Annotated in this window: 17 protein-coding genes; 12 read left to right on the forward strand and 5 right to left on the reverse strand. The window is 61.4% G+C overall.

All coding sequences use genetic code 11. The features are described 5' to 3' along the window. The first annotated feature begins 2 nt into the window (after positions 1 to 2). Complete coding sequence (locus ACOTZC_RS07345; protein ID WP_421635699.1) at positions 3 to 5,585, forward strand: ATP-binding protein; 5,583 nt, start codon at positions 3 to 5, stop codon at positions 5,583 to 5,585. A gap of 3 nt (positions 5,586 to 5,588) precedes the next feature. Here ACOTZC_RS07345 and ACOTZC_RS07350 read toward each other — a convergent pair whose 3' ends face one another. Further along, positions 5,589 to 6,206, reverse strand: a complete 618-nt coding sequence (locus ACOTZC_RS07350) for a response regulator transcription factor (RefSeq protein ID WP_045357388.1) — start codon at positions 6,204 to 6,206, stop codon at positions 5,589 to 5,591. A 324-nt stretch (positions 6,207 to 6,530) separates the two neighbouring features. On the opposite strand from ACOTZC_RS07350, the gene ACOTZC_RS07355 reads away from it, so the two are divergent. Together ACOTZC_RS07355 and ACOTZC_RS07360 are read left to right on the forward strand one after the other, a co-directional pair. Next, positions 6,531 to 7,133, forward strand: a complete 603-nt coding sequence (locus ACOTZC_RS07355; protein ID WP_023310243.1) for an ATP-dependent Clp protease proteolytic subunit — start codon at positions 6,531 to 6,533, stop codon at positions 7,131 to 7,133. Positions 7,134 to 7,268: 135 nt separating this feature from the next. Further along, entirely contained in the window at positions 7,269 to 8,390 is a 1,122-nt protein-coding gene (locus ACOTZC_RS07360; protein WP_163354350.1) for a cupin domain-containing protein, read from the forward strand. Positions 8,391 to 8,451: 61 nt separating this feature from the next. Here ACOTZC_RS07360 and ACOTZC_RS07365 read toward each other — a convergent pair whose 3' ends face one another. Continuing rightward, entirely contained in the window at positions 8,452 to 9,870 is a 1,419-nt protein-coding gene (locus ACOTZC_RS07365; RefSeq protein ID WP_045404543.1) for a PLP-dependent aminotransferase family protein, read from the reverse strand. 176 nt (positions 9,871 to 10,046) lie between these two features. On the opposite strand from ACOTZC_RS07365, the gene ACOTZC_RS07370 reads away from it, so the two are divergent. After that, the gene (locus ACOTZC_RS07370; RefSeq protein WP_045404540.1) at positions 10,047 to 10,208 is read left to right on the forward strand and encodes a DUF1127 domain-containing protein; all 162 of its coding nucleotides are present in this window, start codon (positions 10,047 to 10,049) and stop codon (positions 10,206 to 10,208) included. A gap of 41 nt (positions 10,209 to 10,249) precedes the next feature. On the opposite strand, the gene ACOTZC_RS07375 is transcribed toward ACOTZC_RS07370, so the two are convergent. Further along, on the reverse strand, positions 10,250 to 11,638 hold the full coding sequence (locus tag ACOTZC_RS07375) for a PLP-dependent aminotransferase family protein (RefSeq protein ID WP_163354352.1): 1,389 nt from the start codon (positions 11,636 to 11,638) through the stop codon (positions 10,250 to 10,252). A 102-nt stretch (positions 11,639 to 11,740) separates the two neighbouring features. Here ACOTZC_RS07375 and ACOTZC_RS07380 point away from each other — a divergent pair, with 102 nt between their 5' ends. Then, positions 11,741 to 12,220, forward strand: a complete 480-nt coding sequence (locus ACOTZC_RS07380) for a carboxymuconolactone decarboxylase family protein (protein ID WP_008501331.1) — start codon at positions 11,741 to 11,743, stop codon at positions 12,218 to 12,220. Here ACOTZC_RS07380 and ACOTZC_RS07385 read toward each other — a convergent pair. Further along, on the reverse strand, positions 12,207 to 13,109 hold the full coding sequence (locus ACOTZC_RS07385) for a LysR family transcriptional regulator (protein ID WP_126303637.1): 903 nt from the start codon (positions 13,107 to 13,109) through the stop codon (positions 12,207 to 12,209). The two genes, ACOTZC_RS07380 and ACOTZC_RS07385, sit on opposite strands and share 14 nt — an antisense overlap. A gap of 100 nt (positions 13,110 to 13,209) precedes the next feature. Between ACOTZC_RS07385 and ACOTZC_RS07390 the strand changes: the two genes are divergently transcribed. The 7 genes from ACOTZC_RS07390 (at position 13,210) to ACOTZC_RS07420 (ending at position 18,908) form a co-directional block, all read left to right on the forward strand. After that, positions 13,210 to 14,625, forward strand: coding sequence for an aldehyde dehydrogenase family protein (locus ACOTZC_RS07390; protein WP_163354354.1), 1,416 nt, complete (start codon positions 13,210 to 13,212; stop codon positions 14,623 to 14,625). 152 nt (positions 14,626 to 14,777) lie between these two features. Then, positions 14,778 to 15,101 (forward strand): antibiotic biosynthesis monooxygenase family protein, encoded by a 324-nt coding sequence (locus ACOTZC_RS07395; RefSeq protein ID WP_023310251.1) that lies wholly within the window; start codon positions 14,778 to 14,780, stop codon positions 15,099 to 15,101. Beyond that, entirely contained in the window at positions 15,094 to 15,489 is a 396-nt protein-coding gene (locus ACOTZC_RS07400; RefSeq protein WP_045404534.1) for an amino acid-binding protein, read from the forward strand. Before ACOTZC_RS07395 ends, ACOTZC_RS07400 begins: the two co-directional genes overlap by 8 nt. Continuing rightward, the gene (locus ACOTZC_RS07405) at positions 15,464 to 16,159 is read left to right on the forward strand and encodes an ArsR/SmtB family transcription factor (RefSeq protein WP_045404530.1); all 696 of its coding nucleotides are present in this window, start codon (positions 15,464 to 15,466) and stop codon (positions 16,157 to 16,159) included. Before ACOTZC_RS07400 ends, ACOTZC_RS07405 begins: the two co-directional genes overlap by 26 nt. Before the next feature lie 148 nt (positions 16,160 to 16,307). Further along, on the forward strand, positions 16,308 to 16,778 hold the full coding sequence (locus ACOTZC_RS07410) for a MarR family winged helix-turn-helix transcriptional regulator (RefSeq protein WP_023310254.1): 471 nt from the start codon (positions 16,308 to 16,310) through the stop codon (positions 16,776 to 16,778). Further along, on the forward strand, positions 16,775 to 17,842 hold the full coding sequence (locus ACOTZC_RS07415) for an HlyD family secretion protein (protein ID WP_100245668.1): 1,068 nt from the start codon (positions 16,775 to 16,777) through the stop codon (positions 17,840 to 17,842). Before ACOTZC_RS07410 ends, ACOTZC_RS07415 begins: the two co-directional genes overlap by 4 nt. Beyond that, positions 17,832 to 18,908 (forward strand): DUF2955 domain-containing protein, encoded by a 1,077-nt coding sequence (locus ACOTZC_RS07420; protein WP_023310256.1) that lies wholly within the window; start codon positions 17,832 to 17,834, stop codon positions 18,906 to 18,908. The genes ACOTZC_RS07415 and ACOTZC_RS07420 overlap by 11 nt, the downstream gene beginning before the upstream one ends. On the opposite strand, the gene ACOTZC_RS07425 is transcribed toward ACOTZC_RS07420, so the two are convergent. Further along, positions 18,905 to 20,176, reverse strand: coding sequence for a DUF445 domain-containing protein (locus tag ACOTZC_RS07425; protein ID WP_047173276.1), 1,272 nt, complete (start codon positions 20,174 to 20,176; stop codon positions 18,905 to 18,907). The two genes, ACOTZC_RS07420 and ACOTZC_RS07425, sit on opposite strands and share 4 nt — an antisense overlap.

A 20,176-nucleotide genomic window follows, 5' to 3' on the forward strand; every position in this document is an offset into this window, starting at 1 on the left:
GGATGAACGAACACGAGCAGCCTGCATTCTGGCCCGCCCAGGGGAATTTTCACCAGGGGCGGGTTTTTGTCCTTAAAGAGGATGTGATTTTTACCGTGCTGGCGCAGGAGGGCGGAATCGCCTGGATGCACGCGCGACATCCTCACTCCGGCGGTTCGTTCATTATCGCCACCGCGGTGAGCGACGAAGAGGAAGAGCGGGCCACCCGGCTGCTTAAAAACGAGTTTGCGCTGCGCGACGCGCTGCAGGACAGCTGGGCCATCCGCGCCGTTGCGTCCACCCAGTACCGGGGGCGCTTCGCGCTGGTGTACGCCCCGTTTTCGTTTGAGCTGCTGGCGCGGCGCGCGGGCAGAGCGATCTCGGGGATCGCGCGCTTTCTCGAGATGGCGATCCAGATCTGCGTTCCCCTGCGCCAGATGCATCTGCAAAACCTGATCCACGGCGATATCAAGCCCGGCAGTATTTTTGTTCATCACGATGCCACCTGCCGTCTGGGCAGCTTTGGCCTTTCCAGCAGTCTTTCCGATGCCGTCACCCAGACCCGGCTTCCTGTTTCAGGGGGCACGCCCGCCTATATGTCGCCGGAGCACACCACCCGCACCCAGCGCCCCGTCGACGGCCGCAGCGATCTCTACAGCCTCGGCATGGTGCTGTATGAACTCCTGACCGGACGCCTGCCGTTTGAGCTGGGGGAGGACGAGCAGACCAACTGGGCGCACTACCATATTGCCTCGGCGCCGCTGGCCCCGGACGCGATCCGCCCGGACGTGCCGGGAATGCTGTCGACCATCATCCTGAAGCTGCTGGAAAAGCACCCCGATAACCGCTACCAGACGGTCGACGGATTGATTGCCGACCTTCGCCGCTGCCAGGCGACGCTGACCTGCGAGGGCGAAATCGTCGCCTTTACCCTTGGCCAGCAGGACCGCACCCCGGCGATCCATCTGGCGGACTCCCTGTTCGCGACGCATCCGCAGGCGAACGACGTTATTGCGGCGTTTGAGCGGGTGGGGCAGAGCCTGGTGCCGGAGCTGGTGACGATCGGCGGGCCGTCGGGGATCGGCAAATCTTCGATCATCGCGACGGCGCTCAAAACGCTGCAGCAGCGCACGGTGCTGCTGGCGGTGGGCAAAGTCGACCAGTTTTCGCCGTCGCTGCCCTACGGCGTATTAAGCTCCGCGTTCCGCACCCTGACGCTGCACCTGCTGGGGCTGCCCGCAGAGGAGGTAACGAAGTGGAAAATCCGCCTGTCTCGCGCCCTGGAGGGGTACGAGGCGCTGGCCGTCAGCCTGGTGCCCGAGCTGGGCCTGCTGCTTGAGAGCAAGCCGCGCTTCTCGGCGGATACGTTTTCCATTGATGCCCGGGCGCGCTTCAGCCATATGGTGCTGGCGCTGGTAAAAACCTTTGCCTCGCAGGGCTGCCCGCTGGTGCTGGTGCTCGACGACCTCCAGTGGAGCGACGCCGCCAGCCTGCATACGCTTAAATACCTGCTGATGAACTGCGGCGCTGTTCCGCTGCTGGTGGTCGCGGCCCACCGGGATATCAGCGCCGTGTCCGACGCCGCCCTGCAGGCGCTGCTGGCGGGCCTGCCGGAGGCGGCACAAAACGCGAGCGAGATTGTTCCGCAGGCGCTTTCCGTGAAAGCGGTGGCGCGCTGGCTGGCGACGGTATTTCGCACCCGCAGCGCGGCGACAACCGATCTCGCCACGCTGATCCACGAGAAGACGGGCGGCAACCCGCTCTTTGTGCACGAGTTTTTCCGCCGCATCGTGGATGACGGCCTGGTAGTGCACAACAAATATCAGGACAAGTGGCACTACGATCTGCAGGCGATCCGCGCCAGGCATTACACCGAAAACGTCGTCACCCTGGTGCTGGAGCAGCTCGAAGAGCTGCCCGACGAAACGCGCCGCCTGCTGGGCAGCATCGCCTGCCTCGGCGGCACGGGCGAGATGGAGATGATCTGCCGCGTGGTCGGCATGTCGATGGCGGAAATGCGCTATGCGCTGCACCCGGCGGTGATGGCCCAGCTCATCGTGCTGGCGGAAAAAAAGTACGCCTTCACTCATGACCGGGTGCAGGAGGCGGCCTTTGCGCTGCTCGATCGGCATGAGAGAAGCCATATTCACCTGACCACCGCCAGCCTGCTTGCCGACGCCGCGCGTCAGGCGGCGGGGAATGAGCTGCTGTTCCGTGCCGTTCACCACGTCACGGCCGCGCTGGACAGCATCCAGCCCGCCCCGCAGCGGGAGATGTTCCGCGAGCTGAGCCTGCTGGCCGCGCGGCGCGCGAAGCGTTCGGGAGATTACCTTTCGGCGCTTGGCTATATCCAGACCGCCAGAGCGCTGGGCAACGCCGGGACGGTGTCGGACTTTATGCTCGATATCGAAGAGGCGGGCTGCGAGTTTGCGCTGGGGCATCTGGAGCGCACCCGCGAGCTGTGTGACGCCATTCTCGGCTGCCCAGGCGGGCTGACAGAAAAGGCGCTGGCGGCCAACCTGCTGGTGGAGGTGTACATTCGTCAGTCGGACAGCCGTCTGGCGCTGGAGGCGGCGCTCTGCTGGCTGGGGATTTTCGGGATCCAGATTAGCCGCTATCCGGAAGATGCCGACTGCGACGAGGCCTGGGCGCTCTTTTGCAACCGCACGGCCGACGCGCCGCAAAACCTGTTTGCCCAGCTGTCGCGGTTGGATAACCCGGAAACCGAAGCGGTGATGAACCTGCTCTACAGCGCCAGCATTTGCGCCAGCTTCATCTGCCCGCGCCTGCACTTTTTGCTGCTCTGCCGCATGATGCACCTGACCCTCGACCACGGCATTACCGGCGCCTCCACCACGGCGATGGCCTGGTTTGGCGTGCTGATTGGCCACCGCTACGCCGAGTACCGCCTCGGGTTCCAGTACGGCACCCTTGCCCGCGAGCTGGTGAATCGCCACGGCTACGACGCGTTCGAAGCCAAAACCCTGCTGCCGCTCGACCAGCTCAGCGTCTGGACCCAGCCTTTATCGTTTACCATCGAATGCGCGAAGGCCTGCTTCACCTCGGCGGTGACCCACGGGGATATGACGATGGCCTGCTTTGCGGCCTGCCACCAGGTGATTAACTTCCTCTCGCGGGGCGATCACCTGGACGGGGTGTTGACCAGCATCGAGCGCGGCCTGGCGTTCGTGCGTAAAACCCACTTCCAGGACGTGGAGACCATTCTGATGGTCCAGCGCGGCTACGTTGAGTTCCTGCGCACGCCGGTCATCGGCACCTGGACCGCGTCGCAGGTGCTGCCGGAGGCGCTGCTTCCCGCGTCGCCGGAGCAGGCACCGGAGAAGAACTCCACCATGCTCTTCTGGTACTGGCTGTATCGCGGCATGGCGCACTTTACCTGCGGCGAATATGCCGACGCGCAGGCGGATCTCGAGATGGCGGGCTGGTACGCGTGGTCTGCGCCGGGGCATATCCATCTGCTGGATTACCATCTCTACAGCGCCCTGGCGCTGTCACGTCAGCTGACGTCGGAGAGCTTCTCGGCGAACCACCGCCGCAGCATTCACGCCCACTACGACAAAATCGCCCTCTGGGCGCGCGTTAATCCCGGCACGTTCGCGGATAAAGAGGCGCTGATCTACGCCGAAATCGTGCGTCTGGACGGGATGAACAGCATTGCGCTCGAGCAGTATGAGAAGGCGGTCCGGCTCTCCCGCGAGGGCGGGTTTAACCCGATCAACGCTCTGGCCCACGAGCTGGCGGGCCGGTTCGCGCTGGCCTGCGGTTACCCAACCGCCTCGGACGCCCACTTCCGCGGCGCAATTGCCGCCTGGGGCCGCGCGGGCGCGCAGGCCAAGGTGCGCCAGCTGGAGCAGGATTTCCCGCACCTGCTGGCCTCCGGGCAGGCCAGCGCCTACGACACGGTGGCTTTCGCCCAGAACGAGACCATCCGCGATCTGCAAAGCGTCATCAAAGCCTCCCGCGCGCTGTCGGAAGAAATCAACCTGGAGCGCTTAATCGAAAACCTGATGACCATCCTGCTCGAACGCGCCGGGGCGCAGCGCGGCCTGCTGCTGCGCGTGAGCGAGAGCCTGATTCCGGAGATCGAGGCCAGCGCCTGGACCAGCACCGAGGGCGTGCGGGTGCGGATCCTGAAAGACGTGCCGACGGCGACCGACCTGCCGCTGTCGGTGCTGGCGGCGGTGATCCGCACCGGGCAGGAGATCCGCACCGGCAGGCCGGAGGAGTTCCATCCCTTCAGCCAGGACCCTTATCTGGTGACCTCGGGGGCGGCGGTGATGTGCGTCCCGATGTTCAAACAGGCGCGGCTGGTGGGCGTGCTGTACCTGGAAAACCGCCTGATGCCGGAGGTCTTCACCGCCGAGCACTCGCGCGTGGTGAGCCTGCTGGGCGCGCAGGCCGCGGTATCCCTGGAGACGGCGCGGCTGTACGCCGAATTGCTGGCGGAGAACATCCAGCGCCGCCGGGTGGAGAAAGAGCTGCGATCCAGCCAGACCTCGCTGATGCTCGGCGAGCAGATCAGCCACACCGGCAGCTGGCGCTGGGAGCTGGAGCAGGATCTGATGTTTGTCTCGGAAGAGTACGCCCGCATTCTCGGCCTGCCCGAACGGCAAAAGACAATCTCCATGGCGGAGTTTTTGACCTTCGTCCATGAGGACGATTACGCCCGCATCAGCGCCATCGTCACCCAAAGCGTGCGCGACGGGCTCTCCATGCGCGCGGAGTTTCGCGTTAAGCGTACCGACGGCTCAACCCGCTACATCCTCGGGATTGGCGATCCGGTGGGCGTGGGCAGCGAGGTGAACGAGTATTACGGCATCATCACCGATATCACCAGCCAGCGCGCCGCGGAGGATGCGATGCGGGTTGCGCAGGCGGATCTGGCGCGGGTCTCCCGGGCCACCACCGTCGGACAGCTGACCTCCTCCATTGCCCACGAGATCAATCAGCCGCTGATGTCGATCGTCTCGAACGCCGGGGCGAGCCTGCGCTGGCTCAACCGCGAGCCCGCCCGGCTGGATAAAGTGCGCGAAGGGCTGGAGGAGATCGCCGCGGAAGGCGCGCGGGCGGGGGAGATCATTCGCAGCATCCAGTCCCTGACCCGCAAGCAGGATCCCACCTTCTCGCGCATTGACATGCACTACCTGATCCACCATATCATCACGCTTTCGCGCAGCGAGCTGGAGCAGAGACACATTAGCGTTGATTATCTGTTAAGGGCGCAGGACAGCTTTATCACCGGCGATAGCGTGCAGATTCAGCAGGTGCTGCTCAATCTGGTGATGAATGCGGTAGAGGCGATGGCCGAGGTGAAGGATCGCGCCAGTACCATTACCCTCAGCACCGCCAACGCGGACGGGAAAGTGATCGTCGAGATCGCCGATACCGGAAGCGGAATTGAGCCCGAGCGGCTGGAGCAGATTTTTGATTCGTTCTACTCCACCAAAGCGCAGGGGATGGGGATGGGGCTGACTATCAGCGCCAGCATCATCGAGCGCCACTGCGGGAAGCTGAGCGCGCGCCGCCGGGAGCCGTACGGCACGGTGTTTGCGTTTGCGCTGCCGCTGGCGGCGCAGGAAGGGTAAGCGTTACTCCGCAGGCAGGCTTGAGGTCAGGCGCTCAACGGCCCTGACCAGCTCCGCCACGGAGCGCACCTGCATTTTCTCCATCACGCGGCGACGGTGCACCTTCACCGTGATCTCGCTGACGCCCAGCTCGGCGGCAATCTGCTTGTTCAGCATGCCGCTTATCGCCAGCGTCAGCACCTCGTGCTCGCGCGGGGTGAGGGACATGTGGCGCTGCTTCAGGGCGTAGTGCTCTTTATTGCGCTCGGCGTTGTGTTCCGCCAGCTGAAGCGCGGACTCGATGGCGTCGATAAGCGCGGTGGATTCGACGGGCTTGGTGAGAAATTCGTACGCGCCGCCTTTAATGGCGCGCACCGACATCGGGATAGTGCCGTGGCCGGTAAGAAAAATAATCGGGATTTCGCGCCCGCTGTCCTTAAGGGCATCAGCCACCTCAAAGCCCGAAATGGCGGGCATTTGCATATCGAGGACCACGCACGACGGGAGCTCTTCAAAGCGGTGTTGAAGAAACGCTTCTGCCGATGAAAAGCCGACGGCGTTCAGGTCCGCCGAATCCAGCAGCCCGATCACGGACTGTCTGACCGCGTCATCGTCATCAACCACATACACAATGTGTTCCATTCACCGCCCCGGTGCTGATTTACATGTCGAGGATGCAAACAATCCCGCCGGTTACGTAAGGGACTGTTTATGCTGACTTTCATCTTAACACATTAACTATCATTATCATTTAACAATATGATAACCGTATGAAGATGAAGTATAGCGATACGTGACCGGGGCGGTTAAGGAACGAAACGCTGATTTTATGCACCCACAAGCTCAATGCGGTTGCCGTCCGGATCCGCGATCACCGCTTCGTGGATTGCGATCTGTCCGTGAGGACTTTGACCCGTAAAACAGGCTACACTCTGGTTTTGAGCGCGACAAGCTGAGGAAATAACAATGCACTACACACTGAAAGATAGCGACAAGGAAAAAGCGGAAGGGTCAAACGGCGCGGGCGCTCTGCAGCAAAAACTGCTGGAGTCTCGTTCGATTGTTATCTCCGGTGAGATCAACCAGGAGCTGGCGCAGAAGGTCATCACCCAGATGATCCTGCTGCAAAGCGTCAGCAACGATCCGATCAAGCTGTACATCAACAGCCAGGGCGGCCACGTGGAAGCGGGCGATACCATCCACGACTTCATCAAATTCATCCGCCCGGAAGTGCACGTCATCGGCACCGGCTGGGTGGCGAGCGCCGGGATCACCATCTTCCTGGCGGCGAAAAAAGAGCACCGCTACTCGCTGCCAAACACCCGCTTTATGATCCACCAGCCGCTCGGCGGCGTGCGCGGTCAGGCGACGGATATTGAGATCGAAGCGCGCGAGATCATCCGCATGCTGGATCGCGTGAACAAGCTGATCGCCGACGCCACCGGCCAGCCGCTGGAAAAAGTGAAAAAAGACACCGATCGCAACTTCTGGATGTCTCCGGCAGAAGCGCTGGACTACGGCATCGTGGGTAAACTGATTACCCATTATGACGAGCTGAAGCTGGATTAAGTTTTCGCGGCGTGTTTGAGTCGGGTGGCGGCTTCGCCTTACCCGACCTACACGCCCTCGTTTGACCCATGACAAGTTCCCCCTCTGCCTTCTTGCCTATAATCGCGCCTGTTTCCCCTCTCACTGGTGCTACCCATGGCGTATCAACTGAACCTGAACTGGCCGGAATTTCTTGAGAAATACTGGCAAAAACAACCCGTAGTGCTGAAAAATGCCTTCCCGAATTTTGTCGACCCGATTACTCCGGACGAGCTGGCAGGGCTGGCGATGGAGCCGGAAGTCGATAGCCGTCTGGTGAGCCATTTCAACGGCAAATGGCAGGCCAGCAATGGTCCGTTTGAGCAATTTGACGATCTGGGTGAAACCGGCTGGTCGCTGCTGGCGCAGGCGGTGAACCACTGGCATATGCCCGCCGCGGAGCTGGTGCGTCCGTTCCGCGTCCTGCCGGACTGGCGTCTGGACGACCTGATGATCTCCTTCTCCGTGCCGGGCGGCGGCGTGGGCCCGCATATCGATCAGTACGACGTGTTTATCATTCAGGGGATGGGTAGCCGCCGCTGGCGCGTTGGCGACAAGCTGCCGATGCGTCAGTTCTGCCCGCATCCGGCGCTGCTGCATGTCGATCCGTTCGAGCCGATCATCGACGAAGATCTGGCCCCGGGCGATATCCTCTACATCCCGCCAGGATTCCCGCACGACGGCTTTACCCATGAGACGGCGCTTAACTACTCCGTCGGCTTCCGCGGACCGAACGGTCGCGATCTGATCAGCAGCTTCGCCGATTACGCGCTGGAAAACGATCTGGGCGGCGAGCACTACAGCGATCCGGATCTGACCTGTCGCGAACATCCGGGCCGCGTGGAGCAGTACGAACTGGATCGCATTCGTCAGATGATGATCGACATGATTAGCAAGCCGGATGATTTCACAAAATGGTTCGGCAGCTTTGTCTCCACCCCGCGCCACGAGCTGGATATCGCCGCCGCCGAGCCGCCGTATGCGCCGGAAGAGGTGCTGGACGCGCTGCAGGGCGGCGAAACGCTGTCTCGCCTGAGCGGCCTGCGCGTGCTGAACGTTAACGGCAGCTTCTTCATCAACAGCGAACAGCTGGAGACGGTAGACGCGAAAGCGGCGGATGCGCTGTGCCGCTACACCGAACTCGGTCAGGCCGAGCTGGGCGATGCGCTGAAAAACCCGGCGTTTGTAGAAGAGCTCACCGGGCTGATTAACCAGGGATACTGGTACTTCGACGAATAATGCGGCACGGTTTTCTCCCTCTCCCTGTGGGAGAGGGTCGGGGTGAGGACATCAGGCCGCGCTAGCCCTCCTCCATCGCAATCACAATCGCTTCACCCATCTTCTTCAACGCCTCGCGATTCTTCTCCGTCGGCGGCAGCGCCACGTTGATCCGAAGACAGTTGCGGTACTTCCCGGAGGCGGAAAACAGCGACCCGGCCGCGGCCTGGATCTTCAGCCGACACAGCTGCTTGCTGACGCACACCATGTCGACCTTCTCCGGCAGTTCAATCCACAGCAGGAAGCTTCCCTGAGGGCGCGTGACGCAAATCTCTGCCGGAAAATACTGCCGCACCCAGCAGGTGTAGGTTTCCATATTCTGCTGATAAATTTGACGCATACGGCGCACGTGGCGATGGTAATGGCCGTCGCGAATAAACGCCGCCACCGCCATCTGCGTGCCCGGCACGTTAAACCCGCCGGCGGCATATTTCATGTGCATCACCCGGTCGTAATAGCGCCCCGGCACAATCCAGCCGACGCGCAGGCCCGGCGCCACGGTTTTGGTAAACGAGCTGCAGAGGATCACGCGGCCGTCGATATCCATCGAGTGAATGGTACGCGGGCGCGGGTACTCCGCCGCCAGCTCGCCGTAAATGTCATCCTCAACAATCACGATATCGTGCCGCTGCGCCAGGGCTAAGACCTGCTTTTTCCGCGCTTCCGGCATGATAAACCCGAGCGGATTGTTGCAGTTGGGCACCAGAATCACGGCCTTGATCGGCCACTGTTCCAGCGCCAGCTCTAACGCCTCGATGCTGATCCCGGTTTCAGAGTCGGTGGGAATTTCAATCGCCTTGATGTCAAACCCGCGCAGCATCTGCATGGTGCCGTGAAACGACGGCGATTCTACCGCCACGATGTCCCCCGGCTTGCACACCGAGAGCAGGGCAATCGACAGCGCGCCGTGGCAGCCGTTGGTGATGACAATCTCGTTCGCTGCCACGGTGGAGCCGCCGTCCAGCATCAGACGGGCGATCTGCTCACGCAGCTCCAGGCGGCCATCGAGCACGTCATAGCTCAGCATCTCGGCAGGGTTATGCTGCGCTATGCGGCTCATCTCGCGCCACAGGGGCTTCAGGCTCGGCTGGTTAATGTCCGGCGAGCCGCCGCCAAAGGAGATCATCTCTTTGTCGGCGCGGGCGTCCAGCAGCATCATCACCTCATCCCACTGGGTAACGTCCACGGGGCGCTGCACCGGTCGCGTCATGGCCGGAACCGGCGGCTGGGCCTTGCGCTGCGAGACAAAATAGCCGGAGCGCGGCTGAGGGGTGATCAGCTGGAGGTTTTCGAGGATCTGGTAGGCCTGCTGTATGGTGCTGATGCTTACGCCGTGCTCCTGGCTCAGCGCACGCACCGACGGCAGACGTTCGCCGCTGCGATACAGACCTTGTTGAATGCGTTCCGCCAGAAGATTGGCCAGATGTTGGTAGCGCGTCATGCTGTATCCTTTTTTTTCACCATACAGATTATGAAACCAGTACAGATTGCTGCGAAAATTGGCATGCAGATACTGTTTTAGCGGATCTGTATGTTAAACAAAAGGTGTTTTTGCATCTGTATTGCACAGGCCGATTTCCGGGATGATAACCCCACTGACACAGTGAGGAGAGCATCATGGAATTCTACGAGAATCGTTCAAAACGTCCGTTTATTGTGTTTGTCTGGATCGGCAAAACGATCTGCCGCTGGTATCGCATCAACCGCACCCGCCGCATCCTGAGCCGGATGAGCGACGAGCAGCTTAAGGACGTTGGGTTGTCGCGGAATGATGTATGAGCCACGTCATCGCCGGGCGAGCGCAGCGCACCCGGCGATGTTCAGCTCAGCAGCGCAAGCGTCTGCCGCTTCGGCCTTTCCAGCAATTCCACCGCCTCTTCATACGACCGCACGTTGTTATAGCCCATCACCAGCCCGTAGCGTTTGCCCGACCCGCGATACCACTCCGAAAGCGCATTCACCTGCAGCTGCTGTTCCTGCCAGCAGCGTGCCACTTCCCGGTCACGGCTTCCTTTGGTCAGGAACGCCACGATATGCATCCCGCCGTCATTTTGCTCGGTGAAAAACAGATCGCCATACACCTCGCGCAGGGCTGCAATCATCCAGTCGCGGCGGGTTTGATACAGCGCGCGCATCTTTTTCAGGTGACGGAAAAAATGCCCTTCGTTGAGAAAGGCGGTGAGGATCTTTTGCGTCAGCACCGGCTGGCCGCTGGTGGTAATGTCCGCGCAGTCGGTAAAGGCCCCGACGGTGCTGGCGGGCATCACCACGTAGCCCATGCGCAGCGACGGCATGATTGTTTTACTGAAGGTGCCCATAAAAATCACCCGGTCGTGCCGATCGAGACTTTTCAGCGACGGCAGCACCTTGCGGGTGTAGTGAAACTCGCCGTCGTAATCGTCTTCGATAATCCACGCCTCGTTCTGGCTGGCCCAGTCGAGCAGCTGCTGCTTGCGCGGCAGTGAGAGGGTGACCGCCAGCGGGCTCTGGTGCGACGGGGTGACGATGGCAAAACGTGCGTCGCGATGGTAGCGGAGCAGGTAGTCCGTATCGATGCCGCAGCGATCGACCGGCACGGTGTGCAGGCGCGGCACGATCCGCTTGAGCAGCTGCTGGCCCATAAAATAGCCCGGATCTTCAAACACCACCTTGTCGCTGCGGCTGGCAAGCGTGTCTAGGATCAGCCGCAGGCTACCGCTGTACCCGCTGGTAATCAGCACCTGTTCGGCAGTGCAGGAGAGCCCGCGCGAAATGTTGAGATAGCTGGCGATGGCCTGGCGCAGCGGATACCAGCCCAGCACCGGCGGGTTGAGCATCTCCTCCTGGCGCATGGAACGGGTCGCCTGCCCCGCCAGCAGCAGCCATTTTTTATAGGGGAAGCTGTCGAGGGCAGGGATGCCGGGACGCAGAAACCCAGCTCGTTCCCGCTGGCTGATAAGCGATGCCGGGAGCGTGCCGGTGGGCTGTTCCGCTGCGGCATTTTGCGCGGGCAGCAGAAGAGCCGGGTTCACCCGCGTGCCGCGCGCGCCCTGGCTAACCAGATACCCCTCGCCCGTCAGAATGGCATACGCCGTTTCGACGGTTTTACGCGCCACCTTCAGCTCTTCCGCCAGCACGCGGATGGCAGGCACCTTATCGCCCGGCTTCAGCACGCCACGCGTGATGTTGTCGCGATAGCGGGAATAAATCTCGTGATAGCCCGGCTTCATGTCCTACCTCTTTTCACGATTTTTGTATCTTTTTACTATGTCATGAACGGCGTAGATTTACCTCATCGCATGACACATACAGTGTAAATTAGAGGAAAGACCATGAGCACTCGCGTCAACCACCACAAAGCCACACCTGCCCTCGCTAACGCGCTGTCCGCCCTGAGCATGGAGGTGGCAAAAACCTCCATCGACCCGGCGCTGAAGCACCTGATCGACATTCGCGTATCGCAGCTCAACGGCTGCACCTTCTGCCTGGATATGCACTCGAAAGAGGCGAAAATCGCCGGCGAGCGAGAGCTGCGCCTGTACCACCTGGCGGCCTGGCGCGAGTCTCCGCTGTTCAGCGCCCGCGAGAAAGCCGCGCTGGCCTTCACCGAAGCGCTGACCCAGATTGGCGTTCACGGGGTAAGCGACGCGCTGTACCGCAGCGTGGCGGAGCACTTCTCGGACGTGGAGATTTCAGAGCTGAATTTCGCCATCGTGGCGATCAACGCCTGGAACCGTCTGGGGATCACTTCCCGCATGGCACCCGGCTCGCTGGACGCGGCTTACGGGCTGAACAAGGCTAACCTGGAATAATCCCGCGCTCGCGGATCGTTGCCACCAGCGCCCGCAGGCCTGGCGGGACGTGGCGATGGCCGGGGTAGTACAGGCGCAGTCCGGCAAAGGGCTGCGCCCAGTCGTTTAGGACGCTCACCAGCTCTCCACGCTCCAGCTCTTCCCGGATATACAGCTCCGGCAAAAATCCCACCCCTAATCCCGCTTTTACCGCCCGGATCGAGGCAAAAAGATCGGACGTCGCAAAGCGCGGCGGCACGGCAAGGGCGTACGTTTCCCCCCGACGGGCCAGCTCCCAGCGGTAGATCCCGCCGTGGGCCATGCGCATGCCAATCCCCTGATGCGAAAGCAGATCGTCCGGCGTCTGCGGAATGCCGTGGCGTGCAAAATAGTCCGGCGTGGCGGTGACCAGCTGGCGGATCTCCCCGGTCAGCGGCACGGCGATCATGTCCTGAGGCACGGACTCCTCAAGGCGGATCCCCGCGTCGTAGCCTTCCGCGACGATGTCGATCATTCGCGCTTCGCTGACGGTCTCTACGCGCATCTTCGGGTAGCGGATCATAAAGTCGATCAGCAGCTGGTCCAGAAACAGGGCGCCGATATGGTTCGGCACGTTCAGACGCAGCGTGCCGGCGGGTTCCCCGGTGTCGCTGTGGATCTCCTCGCTGGCGAGACGGATCTCCTGCAGGGCCGGGCCGATACGCGCAACGTAGCGCTGTCCGGCGTCGGTGAGCGCCACGCTGCGGGTGGTGCGGTTAAAAAGGCGGCTATCAAGGCGGCTCTCCAGCCCGGCGATGGCGTTGCTAACCGCCGTGGCGGACATGCCCAGCTCCTGCGCGGCGGCGCGAAAGCTGCCGCGCCGCACGACCGCCATCACCACTTCCAGCTCTGTCAGACCTGAACGATGCATAGATTATCCTGAAAATCGAAATAACCCTTGCAGCATAGCGTGGATTATCGCAACGGAGAAGCCGTGACAGACTGTGCTCACACAGCCTGAGGAGGTTTATATGCACACCATCGAACAGATCTTTATTAACGGCGAATTTATTACCCCGCACGGCACCGAGTGGTTTGATTTGTACAACCCGGCGACGGCGCAGGTCATCGGCCAGGTTCGTCTGGCGGATGAGGTTGACGCGGAGCGCGCCGTTGCGGCGGCGAAAGCGGCGTTTCCGGCGTGGTCGCAGACCACAAAGCAGGAACGCCTCGCGGCGCTAAAACGCATGCACGCCGCCGTGGCCGCCCGTCACGACGATCTGCTGGAAGCGGTCATTGAAGAGTACGGCGCGCCCGCCTCGCGCTCGGCGTGGATGGCCAGCTATCCGGCGGAGGTGATTGCTCAGGCCATCGAGGCGCTGGAGGCGTTTGAGTTCGTCATCCCCGCAGGCGCAGCGACGGTGCAGATGACGCCGCTTGGCGTGGCCGGGCTTATCACGCCGTGGAACAGCGACGCGGGGTTTATCTGCGGCAAGCTGGCGGCCGCGCTGGCTGCGGGCTGTACGGCAGTCATCAAGCCGAGCGAAATGAGCGCCCTGCAAACCCGGATTGTCACCGAAGCGCTGCGCGATGCCGCGCTGCCGCCGGGGGTGTTTAACATCGTCACCGGGCGCGGCGAAACCGTCGGTGAAACCATCAGCCGCCATCCGGATGTGGCAAAAATCTCGTTTACCGGCTCGACGAATACCGGCAAGGCGATCCTGCGCAACGCGGCGGAGAGCTTTAAGCGCGTGACTCTGGAGTTAGGCGGTAAATCGCCGACGATCCTGCTGGATGATGTGGATCTGGCGCAGGCGATCCCGCTGGTGATTCAGGCCGGGTTTATGAACAGCGGGCAGGCGTGCGTGGCCGGAACGCGCATTCTGGTGCCGCAGGCGCGCAAGGCTGAGATCGAAACCGCGCTGGCGCAGGCCGTGGCGGCGGTGAAATCGGGCGATCCGCGCGATAGCGCGACGGACGTCGGCCCGATGGTCAGCGAAAAGCAGTGGCAGCGGGTGCAGGGCTATATCCGTAAAGGTATTGAAGAGGGGGCGCGTCTGCTGGCGGGTGGTGAAGGGAGACCGGACGGCACGCGAGACGGCTGGTTTGTGCGCCCGACGCTGTTTGCCGACGTGAACAACCAGATGACGGTCGCCCGTGACGAGATTTTCGGCCCGGTGCTGTGCGCGATCCCCTATCGTGACGAGGCGGAGGCTATCGCCATTGCCAACGACACCGATTACGGATTGAGCGCGATGGTGCTGGGCGGCGATGCGAACCGCGCGCGACGCGTGGCGCAGCAGATTGTTTCCGGTCGCGTGCTGGTGAACACCCTGGCCCATGAGCCGAAAGCGCCGTTCGGCGGGTTTAAGCACTCCGGCGTGGGGCGCGAGATGGGCGAGTGGGGAATTCGGGCGTTTATGGAGCCGAAGTCGATTCTGAGCTAAAACCTGCCCGGTGGCGCTGCGCTTGCCGGGCCTACATCTTCCCACTGGCCGGATAAGCGCAGCGCCATCCGGCACAACGCTTCGCTCTTTGCCGAAGCATCGTTCCTCTCTACCCTGCATTCTCTCCCCAACATCATTACGGAGAGACCATCATGATTGCAGTCATTTTCGAAGCCAAAGCCGCGCCCGCCCATCAGGCGCGCTATCTTCAGCTCGCTGCCGAACTCAAACCTTTGCTGGCGGACATCGACGGCTTTATTGATATTGAACGGTTCCAGAGCCTGACGACCGACGGCAAAATCCTGTCGCTTTCCTGGTGGCGGGATGAGGAGGCCGTCCGTAGCTGGAAGCAGAACGTCTTCCATCAGGCCGCGCAGGCCGAAGGGCGGGAATCGATTTTCGCGTACTACCGCATTCGGGTGGCGCAGCTGGTGCGGGAGTACAGTTCCGAAACCGGAGGGCACGCGGATGTATGACGTTCATGTGATTTTTAGCGACAGGCCCGGCGAGCTGGCGCGCTTTGGACAGCTGCTGGGGCGCAACGGCGTGGGGCTGGAGGGCGGAGGCGTATTTGGTACCGATGCCCATTTTCTGGTGGAAGACGGGGAAAAAGCGCGACGCGTGCTGCTCGACGCCGGGTTTACCGTGCAGGCGTTGCGTAAGCCGGTGATCCGGAAACTCAGGCAGGAGCGCCCCGGCGAGCTGGGTGAAATTGCGGCGGTGCTGGCGGCACGCGGCGTGTCTATCCTTACCCAGTACAGCGACCACGCGAATCACCTTATTCTGCTGACGGATGATGATAAGCTGGCCGCAGAGATCACCGAACCCTGGGCAACACATGTTAAAAACGAGCCTACCTCCTGAGAACGGCGCGGCGCTGGAACAGGCCATTGCCGCGGTGGCTGCCGCAATGGCCGATCCCTCGCGCGTAAAGATGCTGTGCGCGCTGATGGACGGGCGGGCGTGGACCGCCACCGAGCTGAGCGCGGCGGCAGAGGTTGCGCCGTCGACCGCCAGCGGGCATCTCGCCCGGCTGGTGGAGGGAAAGCTGATTACCTGCCTGTCTCAGGGGCGGCACCGCTATTATCGTCTGGCGGGGCACGACGTGGCGGAGCTGGTGGAGCAGATGATGGGGCTCTCCTGGAGCCGCATTACCCCGCCGGAAACGACCGCGCCGAAGGCCATGCGCGAGGCCCGAACCTGTTACGACCATCTTGCCGGAACGGTTGCGGTGCACATCTACGATTTTATGCAGGCGGAAGGCTGGCTGGAGGCTGACGGTTCAGCGCTCACGCTGTATGGCCGGGAGCAGTTTCTGAAGCTCGGCGTTTCGTTAAGCGCTCACCCGCGCCGCAAAGCCTGCTGTGCCTGTCTGGACTGGAGCGAGCGGCGGTTTCATCTTGGCGGTGAGGCGGGCGCGGCGCTGCTCATTCATCTGGAAAGCAAAGGGTGGATCCAGCGGGTGGCGGGATACAGGGAGGTGGTGGTGACGGCTTCAGGTAGGGCTGCTGTTAAGAGACTTTTTAGCCGCTAAACTTCGCTGCGGGCTGGTGCCCTCACCCCAGCCCTCTCCCACGGGGAGAGGGGGACGTCGTTTCGCAATTCCTGCTCTTTCGCCTCTCGTTTCTTGATACTTATCCTGATAACTATTATCGTGACCGCGTGTGACGAGAGGTTTCCCCATGAGCGAAGAAGAACTGTTTAGCCGCAGGCCGATGGGCATGCGGATGGCGATGATCGTGCGCCAGTGGCGTGCGGTAATCGACGACGCCATTCTCGATACCGGGTTAACCCAGTCGAGCTGGACGGTGATGATGCAGCTTCATCAGCTCGGGGATAACGTCTCCGTGAGTGAGCTGGCGGAGGTGCAGGGCATTGAACTGCCGCCGCTGATGCGCACCCTGGCACAGCTGGAAAAGCAGGGTTACCTGCTGCGCTCCGTATCGCCTTATGACAAGCGCATCCGGCTTCTGACGCTGACGCCTGAGGGAAAAGCCATATTAAAAAGGCTCACTCAGGTGATTGAGACCTATCAGGCGCGCGTATCGCAAAACATCGCGCCGGAACATATCGACATTTTCAGCGCCACCCTGAATCAATTCGCCTGCAATTTGCGGACTATCCGCGAAGAAGATAACAAGACCGAAAAATAATGACCCCTGAACAAAAGTTTGCCCGCTGGGTAAGGGTGAGTATTGCCTCTTTCCTGCTGATGTTTGTCTACTTTATCGTCGCGGATATCTGGATCCCGCTGACGCCGGACTCCACCGTGATGCGCGTGGTGACGCCGGTTTCTCCGCGCGTCTCCGGCTATGTGGCGGCGGTACATGTCCACAACAACAGCCAGGTGAAAAAAGGCGATCTGCTGTTTGAGCTCGACGACACGCCGTTTCGCAATAAAGTGGAAGCGGCGCAAATCGCGCTTGAGCAGGCACGCCTTTCCAACGACCAGCTGGATGCGCAGATCGCCGCCGCGCAGGCCAGCCTGAAAACCGCCGTGCTGACCGCGCGTAACGACAAAGTGACCTTCGATCGCTACCAGAAGCTGAGCACCTTGCAGAACGTCTCGCAGGCGGATCTGGATAAGGTTCGCACCACCTGGCAGAGCAGCGAGCAGTCCGTCAGCTCCATCCAGGCCAATATCCATAACCTGCGTATTCAGCGCGGCGAGCGGGACGAGCATCGCAACGTGACGCTGCAAAAATACCGCAACGCGCTGGATGAGGCAGAGCTTAACCTCGGCTGGACGAAGGTCTACGCCCAGGCGGACGGCACGGTCAGTAACCTGCAGTTAAGCCCGGGCTTTTACGCCTCCTCGGGTTCCGCCGCGCTGGCGCTGGTGAACAACCAGATCGATATCGTGGCCGATTTTCGCGAAAAAAGCCTGCGTCACACCCATCAGGGCACCGATGCCGCCGTGGTGTTTGACGCCTTCCCGGGGCACGTTTTCCGCGCCCACGTGACCAGCAGCGACGCGGGGATACTGGCGGGTCAGGAGGCCGTGAACGGCCAGCTGTCCGAACCGGAAACCTCCAACCGCTGGGTGCGTGACGCCCAGCGCATGCGAATTCACGTTGCGCTGGACGAGGCGCTGCCGAAGCATCTGCCGACCGGCGCGCGCGCGACCGTGCAGCTCTATAACAGCGAGGGGCCGTTTGCGCGCTTTTTCTCCGGGATGCAGATCCACCTGGTGAGCCTGCTTCACTATGTCTATTAGCACCCTGGCGCGGGTGTTTACCCCGCACGGCAACATCGTCTATACGGCAAACGACTTTCGCCAGACCCTGCGCATCGTCTTCGCCGGGATGATTGCGCTGAGCATCTCCAGCTTTTACAACACCAGCTACGGCGTATTTTTCGTGGTCTATCCGATCATGCTCCTGTCGCTGGTGCCGGTGTTTAACCGCCACGTGGCGAAGCAGTTTATCTTCAGCGCCGCGCTAAACTGCGTCGAAATGATCTTCATTATCGGCTATCTGTCGCAATGGCCGGTCATTATGACGCTGGTGGTGTTCGCCCTGTACGTGATGCGCTTTCGCTTTATGAGCAAGGGGCCGCTGTTCCTGTTTGGCTCAATGGGCGTGGTGTGCCAGAGCGTGATGCTCAACTTTATGAGCTACCCCACCACCAGCTGGCACACGCTGCTGTTTTCCAACATCGAAGCGAGCGTGATGGCGGTGTGCCTGAGCGCGTTGATGAACTATCTCCTGCCTGACGTGGAGCCCCGCAGGCCGCCGCCGCTGATTGAGAAAGACGATGCCCGCGTGCGCCACGAGTCGCTGCTCTCCGGTACCGTCGCGACGCTGATATTCGTGGTGTTTCAGATTAGCGACTTAAGCGATTCGCTTTCGGCGCTGATGGCGGGGATTTTGATCCTGTTCCCGATGCACTATCGCGGTTCGGTGATGAGCTCTATCTGGCGCGTGGTCGGCGTGGTGCTGGGCTGCCTCTATATTCTGGTGGTGCAGCTGATCCTCTACGATCACAGCAGCCATATGCTGTTGATGATGCCCCTGATCGGCCTCGGGCTGGCGTTTGGCGCGCGCCTGCACGTGATGGAAAAGGTGGGCGCGGGCGTGGGGTTTTCCAGCATCACCACCATCGGCATTATGTTCGGGCAGAACATGCACCCGGACACTGACCTGGTGTTCAGCGATCTCTATCGCATCACTTCCGTCACCTTTTCGCTGGTCGCAACGCTGACGATGGTCTTCCTGGTGCACCTGATCCTCAATCGCTTCGAAGCGACGCGCTACGTCATCGCGCCGCCCAAGGTAGATTAATGTCCCAGCACGGCAGGCAGCTGCGAGAGTAAAAACAGGATCAGGCCAATCGTCCCGCCGACCAGCGTGCCGTTGACGCGGATGAACTGCAGATCTTTACCGATATTGAGCTCAATCTGGCGGGACATGTCTTTGGCATCCCAGCTTTTGACCGTGTCGCTGATGTGGCGCGTCAGGAAGGCGGCAAAATCCGGCGCGAGGCGGTGCGCGGCCTGCTCCAGATGCTCGTTCAGCGACGCCCGCAGGCTGGCGTCGTTAGACAGCGTTTCGCCAAACCACAGCCCGGCGTTGGCGATGCGCTGCTTCACCCGCGAATCCTCGCTTTGCATATCCGCTTTCAGCCACTGGCGCAGGTCAGCCCACATCTCTCCCAGATAGCGGTTAAACGCCTCATCGTTTTTCAGGTAGTGCTTGATGTTGTCGGCTTTCGCCGCCATTTCCGGATCGTTTTTCAGGTTGTCGATAAGCTTCAGCGTGGCGCGGTCGAACGCCTGGCGGATCTGGTGCGTGCGGTCGTGGCTGATATCGTCCAGCAGCGTGTTCACCGCGTTCGACACCATCTCCGCGCTTTGATCGCCCAGCCACTCGGTGGGCAGCACCATCGCTTTGCGCGGATGCTCGGTCTTCAGCCAGTGGACAATCTGATCGGCAATAAAGTCCCGCGTGCTCTCCCGCTGAATCAGGGTAATCAGACGGTTGATGATCGCATCCAGCAGCACCTGGTGGCGGTTGTTTTTGGTCATGCTCTCCAGCATCACGGCGCTGGTTTCGGTGAAATCAACCTTGTCGATGGCCTTATGCACCGCCCGTTTGAGCAGGCGCTGAATACGCCCGTCGTCCGTGAGTTCGAGAAAACCGCTCATCACCTGCATCAAATGCAGCCCGACGCGCTGGGCGTTGTCGGGCTTGCTGAACCAGGCGCCGATCATCTGCGCAGGTTCATAGCGGCGAATCAATGCGACCAGCGACTGGGTATCAAGAAACTTCTCCTGCACAAATTGGCCGAGATTGTCGCCGATCCGGTCTTTATTGCGCGGGATAATTGCCGTATGGCGCGAGATAAATGGAATGGGCACCCGGCGGAACAGCGCAACCACGGCAAACCAGTCTGCGAGCGCGCCGACCATCGCCGCCTCGGCAATGGCCTTTACGCCGCGCACCCAGAAGGTCTGCGGCAGGAACAGGGTGGTGATAAAGGCCGCGACTGCAACCAGCAGCAGCGACAGCGCCAGCAGCTTGGCGCGTTTGAGTTCAGCTATTTTTTCCAT

The sequence above is a fragment of the Enterobacter cloacae complex sp. SHL009 genome, from assembly GCF_049237205.1.
Taxonomy (GTDB): Bacteria; Pseudomonadota; Gammaproteobacteria; order Enterobacterales; family Enterobacteriaceae; genus Enterobacter; species Enterobacter cloacae_M.